The sequence below is a fragment of the Streptosporangium sp. NPDC023963 genome, assembly GCF_040639135.1.
Classification (GTDB): domain Bacteria; phylum Actinomycetota; class Actinomycetes; order Streptosporangiales; family Streptosporangiaceae; genus Streptosporangium.
On the sequence record NZ_JBEZZK010000024.1, the window covers coordinates 107,020 to 123,883 of the forward strand.

Genomic DNA, 16,864 nt, shown 5'->3' on the forward strand with positions numbered 1-16,864 from the left:
CGACCGCATGGCCAAGATCGAGGATTTTTCCATCGGCCCGCCGGGCGACGGCCCGCAGAGAAAGGCCAGGGAGAATGTTCGGCGCGAAAGAAGTGCCGAATCAGATAAACCACTAAGTGTGGCAATAATGGGACAAACAGGGGTAGGTAAGACGTCGCTCCTGAACTGCCTGTTCGGCACCGATCTCGCCGTCGGTCACGTCCGGCCGGTCACCCGGAGACCGGAGCCGGTCTCGGTACCCGGCGCCTCGGGCCACATGCTGACCTTCTGGGACATGCCGGGGATCGGGGAGTCCGCCCTCGCCGACAAGACCTACCTGGCCATGTACCTGGAGAGGCTGATCCAGTGTGACGTCGTCATCTGGGCCTTCCACGCCGACAGCCGCTCCACCGCCTACGACGAGCAGTGCCTGAGCGGGCTGCTCGACGGTGTCGCGATCGAGACGCGGCGGCTCATCATGAGCAAGCTGACCTTCCTCCTCACCAAGGCGGACACCCTGACCCCGCCCCCGTGGATCTTCGACATGCGCGGGGAGCGGGGCACCTTCGCCCCCGGCGGGGCGCTCCTGCGCCGTTTGGAGGAAAAGGCCGCCTACTACGAGAGCGTCTTTCTCGAACCCCGCGCGGACATCCTTCTCACGAGCACCTACGGCACCGGGGAGTTCACCGTCTCCGACGAAAGACTCGGCTTCGACCGGCGCGGTGTCCACTATCGCGGCCATTTCTCACAACAGGTGTGCGACGAGTACTCGGAGCGTTATCCGGCGCACCGGGAGGTTTTCTCCCGCCTGCGCGACAACCATCGCGTGCTGCCCTGCTCGGCGCTGTTCAGGTTCAATCTCACGCGGCTGATGACCGGCGTCGTGAACAGGCTCGGCCCCACGGCCGCCTTCCGTTTCCGGCGCCTTCTCCAGGACGTGGACGACCTCGGCGGCGTGCCGGTGGCCACGGCGCGCACCTACGGCAACCTGATGATCTGGGACGGCGAACGCGGCGCCAAGGCGTTCGACCTCACCGAGATCCCCCTTTGAGGACTTCGCGGAGAGGTACGAGGCCGCGAGAACCGGCCGGACGGGGTCCGGCCGGTCAGGGGCGCCCGGGGCCGCCGGGACACCGGCGGCCCCGAGCCGGGAGTCCCGAGGGGCGGAGGGTCAGGCCGTACGGAGCCAGACGGCGGTGTCGGAGGGGAGCAGGTTCCCCTCCAGCGGGCCGCTGGCCAGCAGGACCGACTCGTGCTCGGGCAGGGAGACCGGCTCCTGGCCGAGGTTGACCACGCAGACCAGACCGGACTCCCTGCGGAAGGCCAGCACCCCGTCCTGGGCGTCCAGCCAGGTCAGCGTGCCGTCGCCGAGCAGCTCGCGGCGCAGGTGCAGCCCGGTGCGGTAGAGGGTGAACATGGACGTGGGGTTGGCGGCCTGCGCCTCGGCCGTCAGCGCCTTCCACTCCAGCGGCTGCGGCAGCCACGTCGGCCCGGCGCCGAACCCGAACGGCGGCTCGTCACCCGACCACGGCAGCGGCACCCGGCAGCCGTCGCGGCCGCGGTCGGTGCGGCCCGAGCGGATCCAGATCGGGTCCTGGCGCAGGTCGTCGGGGATGTCCTCGACCTCCGGCAGCCCCAGCTCCTCGCCCTGGTAGACGTAGAGGCCGCCGGGCAGCGCCATCGCCAGCAGCGCGGCCGCGCGCGCCCTGCGCTCGCCCAGCACCGGGTCGGAGGGCATGCCGTGCTTGCGGTCGGCGTGGCTGAAGGAGGTGTCGGCCCTGCCGTACTTGGTCACCGGGCGGGTCACGTCGTGGTTGGACAGCACCCAGGTGGGGGGCGCGCCCAGCGGGATGTGCGTGGCCAGGGTCAGGTCGATCGACCCGCGCAGCGCGGCCGCGTCCCAGGTGCACGCCAGGAAGTCGAAGTTGAACGCGGTGTGCATCTCGTCGGGGCGCAGGTACTGGGCGAACCGCTCCTGGTCGGGCAGCCACACCTCGCCGATCAGGATCCTGTCCTCGTACTCCTCGGCCACCCTGCGCCAGCCGCGGTAGATCTCGTGGACGCCGTCGAGGTCGGTGTAGGCCTCCTCGCCTCCCAGGCTGTCCATGTCCTTGACCAGCAGGGCGGCCGAGTCGATCCGGATGCCGTCCACCCCCCGGTCGAACCAGAACCGCAGCACGTCGTGGAACTCCTCGACGACCTCCGGGTTGTCCCAGTTGAAGTCGGGCTGCTCGGGGGCGAACAGGTGCAGGTACCACTCGCCGTCGGCGATCCGGGTCCACGCGGGACCACCGAAGATCGACTGCCAGTCGTTGGGCGGCAGCTCGCCGCTCTCCCCCCGGCCCGCGCGGAAGTGGAAGCGCTCCCGCTCGGCGGAGCCCGGCCCGGCCTCCAGCGCCTGCAGGAACCACTTCTGCCGGTCGGATCCGTGGTTGGGGACGATGTCGGTGATCGTCTTGATACCCAGGGCGTGCGCCTCGGCGATGAACTCCTCCGCCTCGGCGAGCGTGCCGAACGATGGCTCGATGTCACGGTAGTCGGCCACGTCGTACCCACCGTCGGCCATCGGCGACGGGTACCAGGGGTTGAGCCAGATCGCGCCGACGCCCAGGTCGGAGAGGTACGGCAGGCGCGCGCGGAGTCCCGCGAGGTCGCCGATGCCGTCGCCGTTGCCGTCGGCGAAGCTCCGGAGATAGACCTGGTAGATCGCGGCTCCCCGCCACCACGTTTCGGACATGCTGGAACAACTCCTTAGTAGTTGTAGGTGGGTGACGAGGTCAGCCCTTGAGGCTGCCGGCGGTGAGGCCGGCCATGATGCTGCGCTGGAAGATGAAGAAAACGATCATTGTCGGGATGCTCGCGATCACCAGCGAGGCGATCAGCACGTTCTGCGGCATCTGCGCCGAGAGCGAGGCGATGCCCACGCTGATCGTCATCTTCTCCCCGTCCGGCAGCACCAGCAGCGGCCAGACGAAATCCTTCCAGACGTTGACCACGGAGAGGATGGACACCACTCCGAGGATCGGCCGGGAGACGGGCAGCACGATCGACCAGAGGATACGCGCCGGAGAGGCGCCGTCGATCTGGGCGGCCTCCAGCAGTTCCCTGGGGATCGAGTCGAAGAAACGCTTGAGCAGGAAGATGAAGAACCCGTTGGCCGCGGCGGGAAGCCAGATGACCCACGGGGTGTTCAGCAGGTCCCAGCCGAAGATCGGCATGTCCTTGACCGTCAGGTAGGCGGGCAGCAGGATCACCATCGGCGGGATCATGAGCGTGGCCAGCATCATGCCCAGGACCAGGTTGCCCAGCACCGGCCGCAGCTTCGACAGCGCGTAGGCGGCCGAGACGTCGATGGCGAGCGTGAACAGCCAGGCGCCGCCGGCGTAGATGACGGTGTTGGTGAGGAACAGCCCGAGGTCCAGCTGGTCCCACGCCTCGGCGTACACCCCGAAGTCGAACGACGTCGGGAAGAAGCTCGGCGGGATCTGGGCGAGCTCCTCGGGGGTCTTGAGCGCGCCGGTGACCATCCAGTAGAGCGGGAACACGAACACGGCGGTGAACAGGAGTACCACCGAGGTCAGCACGACGCGGTAGATCCACCGCCCGTGCGGGGTGGTGAGGGTGTGCGGGGAGACCAGGCTCCGGAACTCCCTGGCCGGCTCCTTGGGCTTGCGCGGCCGCCGGGCCCTCTTCCCGGAGCCCCGCTCCGGCGGCGGGGCGGGAGCCGGGCGACTTGGTTGAACGGTGAGGTTCGACATCGGCTCAGCTGCCTCCTTAGCTCTGGTTGTCCCGCGACAGGCGCAGGTAGAAGGCGGAGAACACCATCAGCACGACCATGAGCATCAGCCCGAGCGCGCCTCCGGCGCCGAAGTCGCCGAAGTTGAAGGCGTACTGGTACATGAGGTAGGCGACGGTGAGCGTCGCGTTCTCCGGGCCGCCGCCGGTGAGCAGGTACGGCTCGATGAAGACCTGCATGGTCGCCACGATCTGCAGCAGCAGCATCACCAGCAGGATGAGCCGGGTCTGCGGGATCGTCACGTGCCAGACCCGCTTGAAGAGCCCGGCGCCGTCCAGCTCCGCGGCCTCGTACAGCTCGCCGGGGATGCTCTGCAGCGCGGCGAGGTAGATCAGCGTGCCGGTTCCCAGGTTCATCCAGGTGGAGACGATGACGAGGGAGATGAGCGCGGTGTCGGTGGAGTCGAGCCAGCTCAGGGCCGGCAGGTGCGCCAGGTCCAGGATCTGGTTGAACAGGCCGGCGCCCGGGTCGTAGAACCACTTGAACAGCAGCACCCCGACGGCGGGCGGCAGCATCACCGGGAGGTAGACGATGAACCGCAGGTAGGCCCGCGCGTGCCGCAGCTCGTTCAGGACGATCGCCGCCACGAACGGGACGACGTAGCCGAACACGAGCGCCAGGCCGGTGAAGGCGATGGTGTTGATCCACGCCTGGGCGAACGCCGAGTCCTCGGTCACGGTACGGAAGTTGTCCAGGCCGACCCAGGTGGGGTCGTCGACGAAGTTCGTCTGCTGGAAGCTGAGCAGGACCTCCCTCACCATGGGGTACCAGGAGAAGAAGGCGAAACAGATCAGCGCCGCGCACAGGAACCCGTAGGCGGTCAGGTTGCGTTGCAGCCCTCGCCGGAACGCTCCCGGCTTTCGCCGCCGTGGACCTTTCACGGTCATAGTGGTCATCGGTTGACTCCCGATATCAACATGAGTGTCGGGGTGCCGGCCGACGGGCCGGCACCCCGGGTGTCAGAAGGTCAGCTCGACTTCGCCAGCACCTTGTTCGCCTTGGCCTCCGCGTCGGCGAGGAGCTTGTCGATGTCGGCGTCCTGCCTGGTCAGCACCGCCGACATGGCCACGTCGAGGATCGCGTAGAGCTCCTGCGACTTCGGCGGCTCAAGCTTGTTCTGGATGGCCGCCGAACCCTCCACGAAGGGGGTGAAGTTCTCCACGGGCACGGTGGCGTTCGCCTTGCGCAGCTCGACGATCTCCTTGCCCGGCGCGGTGTCGCCGTACAGGTCGGGAATCGGCAGGCCGACGGGGCGGCCCTGCTGCTTGCTGCGCGCGTAGTTGAACTGCCCCTGGCCGGGGGTCAGCTCGTGGAACTCCAGCCACAGCATGGCGGCCTTGATCTTCTCGGGCGTGGCCTTGGGGTTGATCATGTAACCGTCGCCGCCGCTGAGTGAGGCCTTGGCCTCGGGCAGGGCGGTGACCCCGTAGTCCTCGAACTTGCCCTTGAAGTCGTTGTTGACGGCCTGGACGACGTCGGGAGCGCCGATCATCATGCCGAGCTTGCCGCCGCCCATCATCCGCATCAGGTCCTCCCACTGGAGGAGCTGCTTGGCGCCCATGCTGTTGTCGGTCCAGCGCATGGTCTTGAGGTTCTCCAGGACGGCCTTGCCCTCGGGGCTGTTGAAGGCCGCGGACTTGCCGTCGGGGGTGACCATCTCGCCGCCGCGCCCGTAGAGGGAGGCGGCGAAGTGCCAGCCGCCGGTGTTGCCGGCGCTGTACTCGCCGAAACCGACGTGCCCGGGACCGAGGGCGCTGATCTTCTTGGCGGCCGCCTGCACCTCGGCCCAGGTCTTGGGCGGTGCGGCGGGGTCGAGACCTGCCTGGGTGAAGAGCTTGCGGTTGTAGACCAGGCCCATGGAGTAGTTGTTCCTGGGCAGGCCGTAGAGCTTCTCACCCTCCTTGAAGGTGGCCAGGACGTCGGGCCGGATGTCGTTCAGCAGCTTGATGCCGCCGACGTACGGGGTGATGTCGGCGGCCTGGCCCGCGGCGATGATCTTCTTGATATCGGTGAAGTAGACGTAGAAGACGTCCTCCATCGAACCGCCGGCCAGCTTCGCCTGGAAGGTGTCCGGGTTGATGCAGGGGAAGGCGTCCTTGCTGTCGATCGTGATGTGCGGGTGCAGCTTCTTGAACGCTGCCACGTCCTCGTCCCAGGCGGTCCGCTCCAGCGGGTTGCTCTTCGGCGGCTGACAGCCGACGGAGATCGTGACCGGAGCTTCGGCCCCGGCGGCACTCGGCTTGGTTTCCGCGGCCTGTGATCCGCTGTCGTCGTTACCGCAACCGGCGGCGGTGAGCGCGATGGCTGCGGCGAGCAGCATCGAGAGCTTGGGGGATTTCATCCGAGGCACTCCTTGGCGGGTCGGTTGCGAGAAACATATAGAGGCGTGCAGGAAGTAGCAAGAGCCCGTCAATTCAGATGCAAAAAAGTGACAGTGATCCATCGGCCATCTCCCGGTAACACCTCCGCCGCGCGCGAGAACCCCGCCCGACCTGGGGCTACACGCATATGACACGGAGTGGAGTCATCCACTTGCGGGAAGATGCTTGATGACGTCATCTTCCTGTCGAGATTTTTAGAGGCGGCCGCCGGGAAGGGCGCCGGAGGAGCCCGGCGGCAGGCGCGGCCCGGCGGCGGGCGCGGCCCGGCGGCGGGCGCGGCCCGGCGGCGGGCGCGGCCCGGCGGCGGTTCCGGAACGGTCAGGCCGATACGGCCCTGGGCACCGCCGGCGCGGTGGAGGCGCGGACCACGAGTTCGGGGTCGAACAACAGCTCGCCCCCGGGCAGGGCTGCGGCGTCGATCTGGGCGACCAGCAGGTCCACGGCCGCGCGGCCCATCGCCTCGATCGGCTGGCGCACCGTGGTCAGCGGCGGGTCGGTCCGGTTCATCATGGCCGAGTCGTCGTACCCGATCACCGAGACGTCGCGCGGCACCGCCAGCCCCTCGCGCCGGGCGGCGCGCACCGCGCCGAGCGCGAGCAGGTCGCTACCGCAGATCAGGCCGGTGACGCCGCGCCGCACCAGCCGGGTGGCGGCGGCCTGGCCGCCCTCCATCGAGAACGTGGCGTGCTCGACGAGGCGCTCGCCGAAGTCCATGCCGTGCGCCCGCGCGTAGGCGGCGAAGGTCTCCAGCTTGCGGCGCGACGGCATGTGGTCGGCGGGCCCGAGGAGCATCCCGACGCGCTCGTGCCCGAGGGCCCGCAGATGCCCGGCCGCCATCTCGGCGGCGGCGACGTCGTCGCAGGAGACCTGGGAGAAACCGAGGTGCCCGGCCGAGGCGTTCACCAGGACGGCGGGCAGGCGCCGCTCCAGGATGCGCGCGTAGTGCTCGTGGGAGGCGTCCTCCTCGGCGTACGCGCCCCCGGCGAAGACCACGCCCGAGACGTGCTGCGCCAGCATCAGGTCGACGTAGTCGGCCTCCTGCAGCCCGCCCGAGGTGCGCGTGCACAGCACGGAGGTGAACCCCTGCTGGGCGAGCGCCCCGCCCACGACCTCGGCGAACGCGGGGAAGATCGGGTTGTGCAGGTCGGGGAAGACCAGGCCGATCAGGCGGGCGCGGTCGCGGTGCAGCCGGGTCGGGCGCTCGTAGCCGAGGGCGTCGAGTGCCGCCAGCACGGCGTCCCTGGTCGACTCGGAGACGCCGCGCCTGCCGTTGAGCACGCGGCTGACCGTCGCCTCGCTCACCCCGACCCTCTTGGCCACCTCAGCAAGCCTCCGCGTCATACCCGCAAGCATACGGCGGCTTTCGCAAGCGTTTACATCCGCTTTGCGGATCGGTGTCATGCCGGCTCGCGGCGATGACGTGTCATGACAGTCCGAGATGCGGGCTTCATGCCCCGATGGAATCGATTGCCGGACCTCGACTCGCTGCTCACGTGGCCTCGCCGGGCAGCTCCACCTGCACGCGGAGCCGGAGGGGTCCTCTCGGCGTCACATCCACGACAGCAGGGGGCACATGACAAGCTCTTCTTTGCTACAGAAGGATGAAATATTGCGGCTATCTGTTCGGGATCCTATGATTTTTGTATCATCTGATACCGCTCTTCTGCCGAGACGGCGGCATCGCCACACGGCCACCGGCGGACGCAGGGGTGACCCGGCCGTGCGGCCGGGTGCGTGCGGACGTCAGGCGGGCCGCGCGGCACCCGTACTCCCCCGGTCGTACACGTGAGGGCGACCGGCCCCGTGTACACCACGAGAAGTACGGCGGAGCGCTTCGCCGGGGTGACGACGCCCGCGTCCCGGACCGGGAACCTGGACACCGAAATCCGACGGAGGTGTCCATGAGTTCCCCACCCGCTCCGACCGGCCGTGCCCGCGTGCCCGTTCCGGCGAATCCGGGCCGCGTGCCCGCCCGGACCGATCCGGCCCGCGTGCCCGCCTGGATCGTCTGGTCCCTGCGGGTCACCGCCACCCTGCATCTGGTGACCGTGCTCGGCCAGGCGGTCATCGCAGGCATGTTCGTCACCGGGGAGGTGGACCTGCTGGCCCATCACAGCCTCGGTGCCACCGTCACCTCGGTGCTGTTGGGCCTGCAGCTCATCGCCGCGATCACGCTGTGGCGGCCGGGCCGCGGCCCGCTGTGGCCGCTCGGGGTGAGCGTCCTGCAGGCGACGCTGGTGAACGCCCAGATCGTGCTCGGCCAGGAGCGCCAGCTCGCGATGCACATCCCGCTGGCGATGGTCATCTTCGGCCTGGCCGTGTCGATGACCGCCTGGACGTGGCGGGGACAGCGGAGGGCGGCCGCGTGATCTCCAGGAGGCGTTTCCTGGGCGGCGCGCTCGGCGTGACGGGCCTGGCCGCGGCCGGATGCGGCGCGGTCTCGGCCGAGACCGCGGGCCAGGTCCTGTCCAGCGCGCTGCCGCTGCCCAGGCCGTTCACCGTCCCGCTGCCGATCCCCGCCGTGGCGCGCCCCGCACGGCCGGGACACTACGAGGTGGTCCAGCGTCCCGCGAAGGTGGAGATCGTCCCGGGGACGACGACCGAGGTGTGGGGGTTCGACGGCACCTTCCCCGGGCCGACCTTCCAGGTGCGGCGCGCGAGCCCCGTCACGGTCCGGGTCCGCAACGAGCTGCCCGTGCCGACCTCCACGCACCTGCACGGCGGGGTGACCCCGGCCGGCTCGGACGGCTACCCCACCGACCTGGTGGTGGCCGAGGGCCGCGGCTTCCGGCCCCCGCCCGGCGGCCACTCCCACCACGGCATGCGCGTGGACCCGTCGCGGTGGACGCTGCACGCCGGGGCCAGGGACTACGCGTACCCGCTGGACCAGCGGGCCGCCACGCTCTGGTACCACGACCACCGGATGGACTTCACCGCCCCGCAGGTCTGGCGGGGGCTGGCCGGATTCATGATCGTCGGAGACGACGAGGACGACGCGCTGCCGCTGCCGAAGGGCGAGCGGGACGTCCCGCTGATGATCTGCGACCGCGCGTTCGAGGAGGACGGCGCCTTCCGCTACCCGGCGACCGATCCCAGCCTGCTGGTGAGCGCCGGGGTCGAGGCCGCCTACATGGAGGGCGTCGAGGGTGACGTGATCCTGGTCAACGGCGCCCCCTGGCCGGTGCTGGAGGTCTCGAACACCCGCTACCGGCTGCGGCTGCTCAACGCCTCCAACGCCCGCCGCTACCGGCTGGAGCTCACCCCCGGCGGCCGGTTCGTCCAGGTCGGCAGCGACGCCGGGCTGCTGGCCGCCCCCGTCGCGCACGAGGCGATCACGATGGCCCCCGCCGAGCGGTTCGACGTGGTCGTCGACTTCTCCGCCTACCCGGTCGGCACCGAGGTGACGATGGTCAACACCCTCGGCACCGGCCCGGCGCGCGACGTGATGCGCTTCCGCGTCGCGCGCCGGGCCCGGGAGGACAGCGCGGTGCCGGGGCGCCTGGCGGCGGTCGAACCGGCCGTCAGGGCGTCGGCGGCCGCCTCGCGGCTCTTCGACTTCCGCAGGACCGGGCAGGGGCCGGACGCCGCCTGGACGATCAACGGGCTGCCGTTCCGGCCCGGCGCCCCGCTGGCCCGCCCCCGGCTCGGCACCACCGAGGTCTGGCGCCTCACCAGCGACTTCCACCACCCCGTGCACGTGCACATGGCCCACTTCCAGGTGCTGTCACGCAACGGCCGGATCCCGGCGGCCACGGACGGCGGCTGGAAGGACACCGTCGACCTCCGCCCGTACGAGGTGGTGGAGGTCCTGGTGCGTTTCGAGGGCTTCCGGGGGCGCTACATGATGCACTGCCACAACCTCGAACACGAGGACATGGCGATGATGGCCGACTTCGAGGTGGTCTAGACGAGTGAGCCTGGTCAGGGGCCGCGGGCGATCGGTTCGATCCCAGGGCTCGCTCGCCCGGATCACCCGGTTCGCTCGTGACCGAGAGCGATCGGAGGGCACTCTCAGGGCATGGACGCCGAGCAGGAGCAGATCGTCTACACCGACGAGCGGCGCGAGCGTGACCTTGCCCGGCTGCGGGAGATCATCGGCGGAGAGCCCGATCCGGAGATGCTCCGGCTCGCCCGCCGGCGCGACGCGGAGTTCGCCGCCCGCCGCGGCCACGCCGCGTGATCGGACGCGTTCCCGACACGAGCGCCCTACCGGCCTGGAGTCGCCGAACATCGCCGTACGTCGACGCCACGGTGTGGTCGCGAGCAACCCGTTCCCGTTGCGGGCCCTTGCCGCCGACGTGGAGATCGATCTCATTCCGTAGAGGGTGCGGTCCCCGGGCGGACAGGAGCCACCCGCATGTCCGATGATCGGGTGTGCTCGATGCGGGGAAACGCTCCGCCCGCCCGGCCGGAGGTTCGCCAGGAGCGCGTCGGCGTGGCGGAGCGGCCGTTTGGGAGCCTCCTGTCGAGGAAGCCGTAGCATCGGCGGTCCACAGGGGGGACGGAACGATGGCGGAACGACTGGTGGTGATCGGCGGCGACGCCGCGGGGATGAGCGCGGCCTCCCAGGCCAGGCGCCGGCGCGGGCCCGGCGATCTGCGGATCGTCGCCTTCGAGAAGGGCGCGCACGCCTCCTACTCGGCCTGCGGCATCCCCTACCTCGTGGGCGGGGAGGTCTCCGACGTGGAGTCGCTGATCAGCCGGCGCCCGGAGGTGTTCCGCGACGAGCTGGACATCGACCTGCGGCTGCGCAGCGAGGTCGTCGAGATCGACCTGGACCGGCGCGCGGTGGCCGTGCGCGACGAGCGGGGCGGACGGGGCTGGGAGCCGTTCGACCAGCTCGTGGTCGCCACCGGCGCGGTGCCGGCCCGCCCGGACCTGCCCGGTGCCGGCGCCGAGGGGGTGTACGGGGTGCAGACCCTGGACGACGGCATCGCGCTGCTGCGGGCCCTGGAGGACGAGCCGCGCAGGGCGGTGGTGGTCGGCGGCGGCTACATCGGCCTGGAGATGGCCGAGGCGATGGTACGGCGCGGGCTGGAGGTCTCGCTCGTCGACGCGGCCGAGCAGCCGATGGGCACGCTCGACCCCGACATGGGCGCCCTCGTCGCCGACGCCCTGCGCGATCTGGGGGTGAAGGTGCACCTCGGCGAGCGCATCGAGGGCTTCGAGGAGTCCGGCGGGCGGGTCACGGCGGCCCGCACCGAGAACCGGACCCTGCCCGCGGACCTGGTCGTCCTGGGGCTGGGCACCCGGCCGAACAGCGCGCTGGCCGAGGCCGCGGGCATCCCGGTCGGCGAGACCTCGGGGATCGTGACCGACCGGCGGATGCGGACCCCGGTGGAGGGCGTCTGGGCCGCGGGTGACTGCGTCGAGAACTTCCACCGGGTCTCCCGGCGGCCGGTGGCGATCGCGCTCGGCACCCACGCCAACAAGCAGGGACGCGTCGCGGGCATCAACATCGGCGGCGGGCACGCCTCCTTCCCCGGTGTCGTGGGCACCGCGGTGTCCAAGATCTGCGAGTACGAGGTGGCGCGCACCGGCCTGACGACCGCGGCGGCGGAGAAGGCCGGGTTCGAGCCGGTCGGCGGGATCGTGGAGTCCACCACGCGCGCCGGCTACTACCCCGGCGCCCGCCAGATGAAGATCAAGACGATCGCCGACCGGGGGACGGGCCGCCTGCTGGGCGCCCAGATCGTCGGCCAGGAGGGCGCGGCCAAGCGGATCGACGCCCTGGCCGTCGCCATCTGGCACGAGATGACGGTGGAGGAGATGTCGGGGCTCGACCTGTCGTACGCTCCCCCGTTCGCCCCCGTGTGGGACCCCGTCCTGATCGCCGCGCGCAAGGCGGCCGAGCACATCGACCGCCTCGACGGGAAGGCCTGAGCGCCGGCTCGGCGTCCCTCGTGCACCTTCTCCGGGAAGTACTTCGGCCCTCGGCGGGCATCACCGACGACGCCGGTGCCGACGCGGCCGTCGTACGCGCGGCTCGGGTCCCTCACGTGCAGGAGCTCCCGCAGCTGGACGTCGAGCCGCCGCTGTCCGAACCCCCCAGGTCGGAGACGTAGTGGGTGGGGTACCAGGTGGCCACCTCAGCCCGGCCTGAGGTGAGGCCGGGGCCGGGGGAGTATGTCGAGCGAGGGCGCGCGCCGGGCGGTTTCCAGGCCTGGAGCCGTGCCGCCAGGTCCCTGTCGTCCAGGGCGTCGAAGCCGTTGAGTGCCACCTCGAACGCGAGGCTCGGCGGGTGGGGCAGGTGCCGCTCCAGCCGTTCGCGGAGAAACGGCTCGATCCACTCTGCCCGGTCGTCGAGGAGGGGGATGCGCTCGAACAGGGCGAAGGTGATCACGCACAGGAGAAGACAGAGGCCGACAGGGACGATCATCGGGGCCGGCGCCGACCAGGTCCACTTGAACAGCCCCAAAAGCAGCAATGGAAATGCGAACAGGCTCAGAACACCGAAGAAACCGAAAATCATCCTCGTGACGTCGATTCGTGCGTTCATCCGCTCGGACTCGTATTTGATCTCCGCCGCGCCCCTCACTCCCCGGCTCGGAAGGTGCCATCGGATTCCCGACACCGCTTGGAGTTGAGCGGTCCGGACGCGGAGAGTCCAGACCGAAACCGGTCCGCCGTCCAGCAGGCTCAACACCCCCTGTTCGACGGGGTTGTCGCCGGTGGCGCCCGTGACGGCCGTGACGTGCCCTTCCCTGGACACCCGGATCCGGCCGCTCACCGCGGTCATCGCGAGTGCGAGATCGGCGGCCCGCTGCCGGTCACCGGCCAGGTACGCCGCTTCGCAGGGGGTGGGCGATGAGGGTAAAGGACTCATCTTCCGCTCCTCGCGAAGGATGGACCGGAACCGCGCGAGTTCAACGAATACATGAATCCAGACCATGGCGTGAATCACGCACACGGCAATGATCGCGATGACCATTTCGCACCTCAAAGCGAAGAAAAGGTCTCCTGATATTTACCTTGGATGCTGTTTCATCGTGAATGGTTCGCTGGATCCCGTGCCGGTGGCCCAGGTCCGAGGTCGCCGCGCCGGCTCGCGGCGCACGACCCGACCGGCGCGCGACTTGCCGCCCGCGGCCCGACCGGCGGGCGGCGCGGCACGCTCGCATGATCGACCGGGTACGGGAAAAACGGGGAGATGGTTGGGCCGGATGAGAGCGGGCAAGGGCGAAGAATCGAAAGCCCGATACCGACAAGGAGGAGCAATGCTCACATTGACGGACACGGCTGCCCAGGTAATCCGGGATCTCAGCTCGCAGGTGACAGACTCTCCGGATACCGGGGTTCGCATCTCATCCCAGAGCGACGGGACCGGATCGCTCGTGCTCTCGATCGCGGAACACCCCGAGTCCGCCGACAGGGTGGTGGAGTCGGAAGGAGCACGGATCTTCCTCGACCCGCAGGTCGTGGACATGCTCGACGACAAGTCGCTGGACGCCGACGTCGACGAGGGGGGCGGCGTCGCGTTCCTCGTCACCGAACAGCATCACTGATCACCCACGGACACCGGCACGCGGGCCCCGGTCCCTTCGAAGGGACCGGGGCCCGTGCGTGTTCTTCCCGGGGGCCTTTCCTGGGAGCTCTTCCCCTTTCCTGGGAGCTCTTCCCGGGTTTCCTGGGAGCTCTTCCCGGGGTCTTTCCTGGGAGCGGGGCCTTCTCCGAAGAAGGCGGCACCGAAGAAGGCGGCATCCCTTCCGAAGGCGTGGGCGAGGGTCAGGCGCGGGCGCTGCTCAGGGCGAGCGGGTCCCTGGGCGCCGCGGGCTTGGCCTTCTCCATCTCCTCACCCAGCTCCTGGAGCCTCTTGCGCCCCATGGCCTCCCGCACCTGCGGGAACCACTCCTGCTCCTCCTCCTCGACGTGGTGCCGCACGTTCTCGATCAGCACCGTGACCTTGGCGTCGAACCGCTCGTCCTTCGGGTCGAGCTTGGACAGCTCGGAAAGCATCCAGACCACCACGTGGTGCTCCTCGACGCTCTCCAGGATGTGGTCGGAGGTCTCCGGAACGCTCTCGCGGGCGGCCGGGTAGAAGATCTGCTCCTCGATGTGGGCGTGGGCGGTGAGCTCCTCGATGATCTGGTCGACGAGTTCCCGCTTCTTCTTGTACGCCCGCTCGCCCGCGCTCTCGAACTCCTTGAACAGCTTCTCGACGGTCTTGTGGTCGTCCTTGAGCAAAACGATCGCGTCCATTCTTCTCCTTCTAACGACGTATCCGGTGTGATCAGGGGTTGAGCAGGACCTTGATGGCCCCGTCCCGCTTCTTCTGGAAGATCTCGTAACCGTGCGGCGCCCGATCGAGGGGGAGCCGGTGGGTGGCCAGGTCCATGACCGCGAGGGGATCGGCGTCGTCGGTCACCAGCGGCATCAGGTCGTCGATCCAGCGCTTGACGTGGGCCTGGCCCATCCGCAGGGTGACGCCCTTGTCGAACATCCTCAGCATCGGCATCGGGTCGGCCATGCCGCCGTAGACGCCGACGACGGAGATCGTGCCGCCGCGCCGTACCGTGTCGACGGCCTGGTTGAGCGCGGCCAGCCGGTCCACGCCCGCGTTGGACATCAGCGGGGCGGCGAGCGCGTCGGGCAGCAGGCCGGTGAGGGCATGGGCGAACTTGGCGACCGGGGAGCCGTGCGCCTCCATGCCGACCGCGTCGATCACGGAGTCGGTGCCGCGCCCGCCGGTCATCTCCCTGACCACTTCGGGGATGTCACCGGTCACGGAGGCGTCGAGCACCTCGGCGCCGTGCCTGCGCGCCATCGCGAGCCGCTCGGGCACCCCGTCGACGCCGATGACCCGGTAGCCGAGGTGTTTGGCGATCCTGCAGGTCATCTGCCCGATCGGGCCGAGCCCGAAGACGGTGACGCTCCCGCCGCCGGGGATGTCGGCGTACGCCACCGCCTGCCAGGAGGTGGGCAGCACGTCGGACAGGTAGACGAACCGCTCGTCCGGCGGCCCCTCGGGGACCTTGATCGGGCCGAACTGCGCCTGCGGGACCCGCAGGTACTCGGCCTGCCCGCCGGGGACCTCGCCGTACAGCCTGGTGTAGCCGAACAGGGCCGCGCCCATGCCCTGGTCGCGGACCTGGGTGGTCTCGCACTGGGCGAAGAGGTTCAGGCCGCACATGTGGCAGTGGCCGCAGGAGATGTTGAAGGGGATGACCACCCGGTCGCCCGGCCTGATGGCGGTGACCTCGGGGCCGACCTCCTCCACGACGCCCATCGGCTCGTGGCCGAGGATGTCGCCCTGTCCCATGAAGGGTCCCAGGACCTCGTACAGGTGCAGGTCGGAGCCGCAGATCGCGGTGGTGGTGACCCTGATGATCGCGTCGTTCGGCTCCTTGAGCACCGGGTCGGGAACCTCCTCGACCCGTACGTCGCGTTTGCCGTGCCAGGTAAGAGCTTTCACGATCTTCTCCTCGGGGGGTGTCAGCGCAGCCTGGGCAGGACCTCTTTGGCGTAGAAGTCGAAGAAGGCGTCCTGCTCCTGGCCGATCTGGCTGATGTAGACCTCGTCGAAGCCGGCGTCCACGTACTCCTTGATCGCCTTGACGTGCACCTCGGGATCGGGGCCGCAGGGGGCGGCGATATCGTCCTCGGTCACCATCTCGGCGAGCTCCTCGAAGTGGCGGGGCAGCGGCAGCAGCTGCGAGGCCTCGCCCTGGATGCCCTGGGTCGGCCAGATCCGGTGCGCGGTCTTGCGGCCGGTGGCCTCGTCGGCGGCGTGACAGACCTTCAGCCCGCCCTGGGAGGGCTTGCCCGCGCCGCCCGCCTTGTGGAACCTCTCCACCAGCTCGGCGCTCGGGGAGGTGCAGATGTAGCCGTCGGCGATCTTCCCGGCCAGCTGCACGGCCTTGTCCCCGAAGGCGGACATGTAGACGGGCGGCGGCTCGTCGGGAAGGGTGTAGAGGCGGGCGGTGTCGACGCGGTAGTGCTCTCCCCGGTGGGTCACCAGCTTCCCGCTCCACAGCTCCCGCATGAGCTCGACCGCCTCCTCGAGCATCTCCAGCCGCTCGGAGGCCGGGGGCCAGCGCGAGTCGACGATGTGCTCGTTGAGCGCCTCACCGGTGCCGACGCCGAGCCGGAACCGGCCGCCGGACAGTGCCGCGCTGGTGGCGGCCGCCTGCGCGATGATCGCCGGGTGGGTGCGGACCAGCGGGCAGGTGACGGCGGTGGTGATGGGCAGCGAGGTCGCCTCGGCCACCGCCCCGATCACCGACCAGACGAACGGGCTCTGGCCCTGCACGTCCAGCCAGGGGTGGAAGTGGTCGGAGATCCACAGGCCCTCGAAGCCCGCCCGCTCGGCGAGCTTGGCCTGCCGTACGAGCTCCGCCGGCCCGTGTTCCTCACTTGACAGAAAGTATCCGAATGCGGTCATTTTCCCCTCCCCGATCATCTGAGCTGCAGTGACGTCTCCCTTACCCGGTCCGCGAAGGTCAAACGAGGGGGTGTGCGGGGGTGGGCGCGATCTCCGCCCTGACCTCCCCGAGGAAGCCGCGCAACCCGGCGGCGAGCTCGGCCGGGGCCCCTGCCCCGCGATCGGGGCAGGGGTCAGGGGCTCTGATCAGTACGGCCTGATCAGTACGGCCAGGTCCAGTCGCGGATGTCGGCGGGGTCCTCGCCGTGCTCGCGGGTGTGGGCGCGGGCGCGTAGCCGGGCGTCGGCCATGTGCTGGCGCAGGTGCGCCGAGCGCCCGGCCAGGCCGG

At 69.8% G+C, this 16,864-nt stretch carries 15 protein-coding genes; 6 read left to right on the forward strand and 9 right to left on the reverse strand.

What is annotated here, in order from left to right:
• Window positions 1-7: 7 nt before the first annotated feature.
• Complete coding sequence (locus AB0F88_RS41555) at window positions 8-1,030, forward strand: GTPase (protein WP_362697146.1); 1,023 nt, start codon at window positions 8-10, stop codon at window positions 1,028-1,030.
• A gap of 120 nt (window positions 1,031-1,150) precedes the next feature.
• Here the strand turns inward: AB0F88_RS41555 and AB0F88_RS41560 are convergent, their stop codons facing one another.
• The 5 genes from AB0F88_RS41560 to AB0F88_RS41580 form a co-directional block, all read right to left on the reverse strand.
• A complete protein-coding gene (locus AB0F88_RS41560) occupies window positions 1,151-2,716 on the reverse strand; it encodes a glycoside hydrolase family 13 protein (RefSeq protein ID WP_362697149.1) in 1,566 nt (521 codons plus the stop codon).
• Between the two features lie 40 nt (window positions 2,717-2,756).
• Window positions 2,757-3,737 carry a carbohydrate ABC transporter permease gene (locus tag AB0F88_RS41565; protein ID WP_362697152.1) on the reverse strand — a complete coding sequence of 327 codons (981 nt, stop codon included), beginning with the start codon at window positions 3,735-3,737 and terminating at the stop codon, window positions 2,757-2,759.
• A 16-nt stretch (window positions 3,738-3,753) separates the two neighbouring features.
• Window positions 3,754-4,671 carry a sugar ABC transporter permease gene (locus tag AB0F88_RS41570; RefSeq protein WP_362697155.1) on the reverse strand — a complete coding sequence of 306 codons (918 nt, stop codon included), beginning with the start codon at window positions 4,669-4,671 and terminating at the stop codon, window positions 3,754-3,756.
• Between the two features lie 71 nt (window positions 4,672-4,742).
• Window positions 4,743-6,116 carry an extracellular solute-binding protein gene (locus tag AB0F88_RS41575; protein ID WP_362697158.1) on the reverse strand — a complete coding sequence of 458 codons (1,374 nt, stop codon included), beginning with the start codon at window positions 6,114-6,116 and terminating at the stop codon, window positions 4,743-4,745.
• Between the two features lie 358 nt (window positions 6,117-6,474).
• Complete coding sequence (locus AB0F88_RS41580; protein WP_362697161.1) at window positions 6,475-7,509, reverse strand: LacI family DNA-binding transcriptional regulator; 1,035 nt, start codon at window positions 7,507-7,509, stop codon at window positions 6,475-6,477.
• A gap of 548 nt (window positions 7,510-8,057) precedes the next feature.
• Here AB0F88_RS41580 and AB0F88_RS41585 point away from each other — a divergent pair.
• From AB0F88_RS41585 to AB0F88_RS41600, 4 genes are all read left to right on the forward strand, one after another.
• Window positions 8,058-8,525 carry a hypothetical protein gene (locus tag AB0F88_RS41585; protein ID WP_362697164.1) on the forward strand — a complete coding sequence of 156 codons (468 nt, stop codon included), beginning with the start codon at window positions 8,058-8,060 and terminating at the stop codon, window positions 8,523-8,525.
• Window positions 8,522-10,063 carry a multicopper oxidase domain-containing protein gene (locus AB0F88_RS41590; protein WP_362697166.1) on the forward strand — a complete coding sequence of 514 codons (1,542 nt, stop codon included), beginning with the start codon at window positions 8,522-8,524 and terminating at the stop codon, window positions 10,061-10,063. Before AB0F88_RS41585 ends, AB0F88_RS41590 begins: the two co-directional genes overlap by 4 nt.
• Before the next feature lie 111 nt (window positions 10,064-10,174).
• On the forward strand, window positions 10,175-10,336 hold the full coding sequence (locus AB0F88_RS41595; RefSeq protein WP_362697169.1) for a hypothetical protein: 162 nt from the start codon (window positions 10,175-10,177) through the stop codon (window positions 10,334-10,336).
• Window positions 10,337-10,665: 329 nt separating this feature from the next.
• The gene (locus AB0F88_RS41600; protein ID WP_362697172.1) at window positions 10,666-12,039 is read left to right on the forward strand and encodes an FAD-dependent oxidoreductase; all 1,374 of its coding nucleotides are present in this window, start codon (window positions 10,666-10,668) and stop codon (window positions 12,037-12,039) included.
• 112 nt (window positions 12,040-12,151) lie between these two features.
• Here AB0F88_RS41600 and AB0F88_RS41605 read toward each other — a convergent pair whose 3' ends face one another.
• The gene (locus AB0F88_RS41605) at window positions 12,152-13,087 is read right to left on the reverse strand and encodes a TIGR04222 domain-containing membrane protein (RefSeq protein WP_362697175.1); all 936 of its coding nucleotides are present in this window, start codon (window positions 13,085-13,087) and stop codon (window positions 12,152-12,154) included.
• Window positions 13,088-13,490: 403 nt separating this feature from the next.
• Here AB0F88_RS41605 and AB0F88_RS41610 point away from each other — a divergent pair, with 403 nt between their 5' ends.
• Window positions 13,491-13,661, forward strand: a complete 171-nt coding sequence (locus tag AB0F88_RS41610) for a hypothetical protein (RefSeq protein ID WP_362697178.1) — start codon at window positions 13,491-13,493, stop codon at window positions 13,659-13,661.
• Between the two features lie 220 nt (window positions 13,662-13,881).
• Here the strand turns inward: AB0F88_RS41610 and AB0F88_RS41615 are convergent, their stop codons facing one another.
• The 3 genes from AB0F88_RS41615 to AB0F88_RS41625 are packed head-to-tail and all read right to left on the reverse strand — an operon-like array spanning window position 13,882 to window position 16,536.
• On the reverse strand, window positions 13,882-14,355 hold the full coding sequence (locus AB0F88_RS41615; RefSeq protein WP_362697181.1) for a hemerythrin domain-containing protein: 474 nt from the start codon (window positions 14,353-14,355) through the stop codon (window positions 13,882-13,884).
• Between the two features lie 31 nt (window positions 14,356-14,386).
• Window positions 14,387-15,568, reverse strand: a complete 1,182-nt coding sequence (locus tag AB0F88_RS41620; protein WP_362697184.1) for a zinc-dependent alcohol dehydrogenase — start codon at window positions 15,566-15,568, stop codon at window positions 14,387-14,389.
• Window positions 15,569-15,588: 20 nt separating this feature from the next.
• Entirely contained in the window at window positions 15,589-16,536 is a 948-nt protein-coding gene (locus tag AB0F88_RS41625; RefSeq protein WP_362697187.1) for a TIGR03557 family F420-dependent LLM class oxidoreductase, read from the reverse strand.
• Window positions 16,537-16,864: the final 328 nt, after the last annotated feature.

Excerpts from the sequence above, each read along its gene's own strand:
- AB0F88_RS41575 (WP_362697158.1), bottom strand. The coding sequence starts at position 6,116 with ATGAAATCCCCCAAGCTCTCGATGCTGCTCGCCGCAGCCATCGCGCTC.
- AB0F88_RS41585 (WP_362697164.1), top strand. The coding sequence starts at position 8,058 with ATGAGTTCCCCACCCGCTCCGACCGGCCGTGCCCGCGTGCCCGTTCCG.
- AB0F88_RS41580 (WP_362697161.1), bottom strand. The coding sequence starts at position 7,509 with ATGCTTGCGGGTATGACGCGGAGGCTTGCTGAGGTGGCCAAGAGGGTC.
- AB0F88_RS41560 (WP_362697149.1), bottom strand. The coding sequence starts at position 2,716 with ATGTCCGAAACGTGGTGGCGGGGAGCCGCGATCTACCAGGTCTATCTC.
- AB0F88_RS41625 (WP_362697187.1), bottom strand. The coding sequence starts at position 16,536 with ATGACCGCATTCGGATACTTTCTGTCAAGTGAGGAACACGGGCCGGCG.
- AB0F88_RS41565 (WP_362697152.1), bottom strand. The coding sequence starts at position 3,737 with ATGTCGAACCTCACCGTTCAACCAAGTCGCCCGGCTCCCGCCCCGCCG.
- AB0F88_RS41595 (WP_362697169.1), top strand. The coding sequence starts at position 10,175 with ATGGACGCCGAGCAGGAGCAGATCGTCTACACCGACGAGCGGCGCGAG.
- AB0F88_RS41555 (WP_362697146.1), top strand. The coding sequence starts at position 8 with ATGGCCAAGATCGAGGATTTTTCCATCGGCCCGCCGGGCGACGGCCCG.
- AB0F88_RS41615 (WP_362697181.1), bottom strand. The coding sequence starts at position 14,355 with ATGGACGCGATCGTTTTGCTCAAGGACGACCACAAGACCGTCGAGAAG.
- AB0F88_RS41600 (WP_362697172.1), top strand. The coding sequence starts at position 10,666 with ATGGCGGAACGACTGGTGGTGATCGGCGGCGACGCCGCGGGGATGAGC.
- AB0F88_RS41570 (WP_362697155.1), bottom strand. The coding sequence starts at position 4,671 with ATGACCACTATGACCGTGAAAGGTCCACGGCGGCGAAAGCCGGGAGCG.
- AB0F88_RS41605 (WP_362697175.1), bottom strand. The coding sequence starts at position 13,087 with ATGGTCATCGCGATCATTGCCGTGTGCGTGATTCACGCCATGGTCTGG.